This window comes from Nostoc sp. NMS7 (genome assembly GCF_017115085.1).
GTDB lineage: Bacteria > Cyanobacteriota > Cyanobacteriia > Cyanobacteriales > Nostocaceae > Nostoc.
Genome location: NZ_JABXKJ010000143.1, coordinates 1 through 4565, shown reverse-complemented (window position 1 = coordinate 4565; position 4565 = coordinate 1). Strand labels below are relative to the sequence as shown.

Annotated in this window: 6 protein-coding genes; 3 read left to right on the top strand and 3 right to left on the bottom strand. The window is 40.7% G+C overall.

The genetic code is table 11. The features are described 5' to 3' along the window. The coding region (locus HWQ38_RS14690; RefSeq protein ID WP_292794694.1) for a 3'-5' exonuclease at nucleotides 1-314 on the top strand (314 nt) is incomplete at its 5' end. A gap of 170 nt (nucleotides 315-484) precedes the next feature. Here the strand turns inward: HWQ38_RS14690 and HWQ38_RS14685 are convergent. Beyond that, on the bottom strand, nucleotides 485-1597 hold the full coding sequence (locus tag HWQ38_RS14685) for a phosphatidylserine/phosphatidylglycerophosphate/cardiolipin synthase family protein (protein ID WP_292794693.1): 1113 nt from the start codon (nucleotides 1595-1597) through the stop codon (nucleotides 485-487). Nucleotides 1598-1864: 267 nt separating this feature from the next. Between HWQ38_RS14685 and HWQ38_RS14680 the strand changes: the two genes are divergently transcribed. Beyond that, nucleotides 1865-2302: a hypothetical protein gene (locus HWQ38_RS14680; protein ID WP_292794692.1), complete on the top strand. Its 438-nt coding sequence runs from the start codon at nucleotides 1865-1867 to the stop codon at nucleotides 2300-2302. An 89-nt stretch (nucleotides 2303-2391) separates the two neighbouring features. After that, nucleotides 2392-3738, top strand: coding sequence for a hypothetical protein (locus tag HWQ38_RS14675; RefSeq protein ID WP_292794691.1), 1347 nt, complete (start codon nucleotides 2392-2394; stop codon nucleotides 3736-3738). Between the two features lie 284 nt (nucleotides 3739-4022). Here the strand turns inward: HWQ38_RS14675 and HWQ38_RS14670 are convergent, their stop codons facing one another. Together HWQ38_RS14670 and HWQ38_RS14665 are read right to left on the bottom strand one after the other, a co-directional pair. Then, the gene (locus HWQ38_RS14670) at nucleotides 4023-4196 is read right to left on the bottom strand and encodes a DUF2934 domain-containing protein (protein WP_292794690.1); all 174 of its coding nucleotides are present in this window, start codon (nucleotides 4194-4196) and stop codon (nucleotides 4023-4025) included. A gap of 92 nt (nucleotides 4197-4288) precedes the next feature. Continuing rightward, nucleotides 4289-4513 (bottom strand): hypothetical protein, encoded by a 225-nt coding sequence (locus tag HWQ38_RS14665; RefSeq protein ID WP_292794689.1) that lies wholly within the window; start codon nucleotides 4511-4513, stop codon nucleotides 4289-4291. Nucleotides 4514-4565 lie beyond the last annotated feature (52 nt).

Below are 4565 nucleotides of genomic sequence, written 5' to 3'. Positions count from 1 at the left end.
ATTTTATCAAACCCTTTCTACATAAGCTTTACGTCAAGTGTTTCTTGAAAGAGGGATATAACCCAGCCGAGTTAAGCATCAAACTCATAACCATGCACTCCAGCAAAGGGCTAGAGTTCTCAGTGGTATTTATTCCTGGTATTGGTTATATGCCTGACCAGTACGGACACGACACACCAGAAGAAGAAGCGCGGTTACTTTACGTGGCAATGACACGGGGAATTGACCAGTTGATCATGACCTGCGATCGCTCCTCAGAATTTACCAACCGTTTAGAGACAGCATTAGGCAAAGTAGCGGCTAAAGTAATTTGATTGCAATGGTCGCTTTTCGTTCCGCCGTAGGTGTTACCCTGAGCCCTTCGACAAGCTCAGGGTAACACCTGCGCCAAAGGGCATCGCTTATCAAAGTTTACCAATCATGTTCAAGCTTAAAAATAAGCAATTTAACCAAGATAAGGGTAGTGATCCGGCTGTTGCTGTGACTATACTTTGCTATAGTGTGCCAGCAGTTGGTCAATGTAATCGCTATATTGCTCTGCCAAGCTCGGATCATGTAACACAACGATATTTTCAGCATTTTGTGTAGCACTGCGAGAAAAGTTAAAACTGCCGCTAACCACAATGTTGTCACATACTACAACCTTATTGTGCATGAAATTGTGCTTGCTGTCTGGTTTATAAGGCTCGGAGTGCTTACCAACTAGATGGGATGACACCTCTTTAAAAGTTTCAGCAACACCGACACTTGCTTCTGTTTTCTGCCAAAGTTTCACCACATGAGACATTTGTGTAGCATCGTATACTCCACTCAAATCTTTCACCTGTTCGTGTCTGAGGGCATCATCAAGGGCAGCGAGAATTGCATGAGAAGTGATCATCATGGAAGCAATCTTGATTCGCTTTTTTGCTGAACCAATCAAGCTAGAAATGATGTGGTCGATAGTCTGACCCTCTCCTGGCGAGAAGGCGAAATCAACTTCTGTAGAACCAATATAAACTTTACCACTATCCCCAACACCTGTGGTCTTGATATTGCCACTGACCCATAATTCCTGAAAGTCAGTTTCATAGTATGAGCAAAGCTGCGGTGAAGAAATTTGCAATATATTGTTATCTTGGTAAGTCCAAGCATCGTCTGTAAAGTTAGCCGAACCAGTCCACAAAGTTGCTTCACTGGTATTCACATCTCGGATGACATATTTATTATGCATCAGCTTTGAGCCAGCAATGCTCTTTATTTCAACTTGAGTTCCCTCAAATACACTTTCTAGGAATGCTTTGGTTCCTTTCGGTGCTGGATCACTGCCACTAGCGATAAAGGCATCAACTGTTTTAGTTTCAGGTTTTCCATGATCAAAGGCAATTCTCACCTTGATACCCGCTTGTGCTTTGTTCTTAAGTGCTGTAATTACGGGTTCTGCAAGGGTTGATTCTGTTAAACGAAAATCATAGATTGCAATGTGCAGATTTGACTTTGCTCTATCAATAAACTCAGCTAATTGTTCTGCAATCAGAAGTGGTTGCTCTTTCTTCCCACCATGATTTACATCTGTTAAGAAAGTCGGATTAATTGCTGAACTCACTTTTTTTGACATAAGCCAGTCCTGTTTGAGTTATTTGCTTTTACTGTACTCTAGATTAATGAAGTAGTTGAAAAATAAGTGAAGTAAAGATATTAAATAAATATTAATCTATCTAAAAAGTAGATAGATTAATATTTATTTATCTAGAGTTTAAGTTAGGTTTAAGTTGAGGATGAGTGGATTTGTAAAATTGGATCTCATGTATACTTTTGAAAGCCTTGCTTCGTGATTGACTGAAAAGTGTCTAGTAAAATTTTTCAACTCGGAAAAGGAGTTTTGATGAGCAAATTTACCAAAGCAACAGGATTTCTCAATCATCATCGTTTCAAACATTCTCTGGGCGCACCACTAATTCGAGTAGTTGGGAAGATTGAAAAATTGTTTCCGGCACCAGAAAATCATCATGGTGCGAATCATCAGCATTTAATTTTAAGCAATATTCAGGTTGAGCATACTGAGGGATTTCCAGAAGGACTGGAAGTGAGCAATGAAATTTTTGTGGCTATTCGCTTCGGAGATAATGAAGGGTTAGTAGATCCAGTACCATTCATCGCAGGAGAACTAGCACGGTTACAGGGTGAATACATAGACGCATCTATTGCCTATGCGACAGAAGATAATCCCGGTTTGTCTGTACTGCATTTTACTCATCATCCAGTGGGATTTGTAGAATTTCCCATTCGTAGCCAAGATTCACATGGGCCAATTTACACCTAAATAAGTTGCGGTTGCCTCTAGGAAGTAAGTTTTCCAGAGGCAACTGCAATAGAGGATTAATCTTTTGTAACTAAAAGTTGATAATCTCCATGAAATCATCTCATCTTCTATTATTAGTAAGTTTATGCTTGAGCTTATTATTGTTGCTCACACCTTTACGAGCAGAGGAGGGACAAGGCAAACTCAAAGGCTCTGATGTGATGAGCAATAACACCAACCAACAGGTGTTGGGAGTGGGTAATACTGAAGCGATTAGGCTTGCTGAAAAATCCCCCTTAGTGCAGTCAGCGAAAAATTTTTTGGTAAACCAGACACAAGAAATAAAAGATATCAAACTGAGAAAAGCCACACTTGATGCAATTGATAATCCCACAACCTGTATCATGCATAGATCCGGATTAACTGGTAGCAAAAAGCAGGAGATTGTACAGCAATTGCTCAAAGTCGGCTTGGTAGATGCTGCGGACGATATGACCTTTCCAGGTGGACTAATAGCTGGAATTTTCCCACCAGTTAGCAATGATGGAAGTGTCTGCCCCCAACTTCCCCAGTCTTTTTTCTCTGCACCTGGAAGTGGAAATAACAGTCACCATGCTTATCCCGGAGGACTACCAATACATGAAGCATTTAATAATATTAGTAATTTGAGCTTTGCGAGTAACTATCGGCTAATATATGGTCAAACAAACAGTAATGGTTTACCAATTGTCAATCCAGATAGTGAAAGTAAAGTAGATTCAGACATTTATATCAGTAACGACCTATTAATTGCAGCACCGATTTGGCATGATTGGGCTAAATCAATCGTCTTTCAGTGGAACGCGAAGGGCACTGAGTTCCAGGAGTTGAACTTCGGTGGCAATGGTAAAACAGACAATTACGGTGCGTCGGGCGATTCTAGAACTGGTGGTCATCACATCATCAGTTTGGCAGAGACGATGAAGCGAAAGTTATCCCCAGAGTTTGTGATTACTCAAGCTTGCGCTCACTCATCTCCCACTCTCGGTAACGAGTACAAAGTAGTTAACTGGTTACGTGCGGCTGCAATTATTGCTGGAATTGACCCTGTAGCCCAAGGTTACTTATTCATGGATAAGCAACACAAAATGCGTTTGCCGATAGTCCGTAAGCTTGGCAGCTTCGCGCTCACTACAAATTCTTCACTTACTAACTTTCTGGCTGAGTATGCCTTGCATAACCTGTCAGATGCAGATTTTGTTTTATCAATTCCGGCTGTTACTACTGTTCAAGAGCAATTGAGAGCGATCGCTCCCCAGTTCGGCTACAATCCTACGGATACAAAATACATATTACAATTTCGCAATCCTGTGCTAAGTTACTTGTCTGCCGAACGGTTGCTAATTATTTATAGCAATCATGGAGTTGATGGTGTGATTACAGAAATCAGGAAGCTTAGTCAGAAAAAGATTATCTAGCTCGGCTAAAATTTGGGAGTTCTGGCCTAAAGCAATAAACAGTAAAAAGTGATCGCTATGATCGCTCTCCTTACAAAGAGCACCGACACGTCATGCACTGATAGACTCTTGATACATTACAGAGTACAAAGATGGTTGGAGAAGTCCCATAAAGCCAGAAGCGATCGCCCCCCCAATTCAAGCGAGGAAAAGAGGAGCGATCGCCCGCCATGTACCACAAATTTTTTTTGCAATAGGTCTAATTGTTAACAGTTAACTTCAGAGCTTAATTTACAAAAGTAAAGTTAAATTTTAAAATCTATCAACTCCTTTTCAGCCTGAAGCCAATGTTCTACAGACTTGCCATTTGGATAGCCCATTTGTTGCCAAATTTCATAAGCTTTCAAACGGATTTTATTTTCATCTGGGTGGTTACTGATAAAATATTCACAGGAATTAGTAGTAAAATTATAGGGCAATACGGTTCAGTTAAGCATTTCTTTCTTCTCTCTGCGTCCTCTGCGCCTTGGCGGTTCGTTAAAAAATTGACTTTGATAACAGAGTTTTAGCCTTAACTGAACCGTATTGAATTATAGGGAGCTTCTCCAAAAAAATCTTGACGACCCAGAATTTCATCTGTAAAACGGGAACAATTTTGTTTGAGCGGGCAATTTTGTCCTGGACACATCGTCATATCGTAAGGCATATATTTTTTCCTCTCGAAAGAACCACCGATGCGATCGCCCCTCATCAAGCGAGGAAAAGTTAAGGATGCGTGGCAAGACGGGGCAGACATCGCCCTCAGATAATTAAAAACTACACTGACATTTTATAGAATCTCCGCCAAA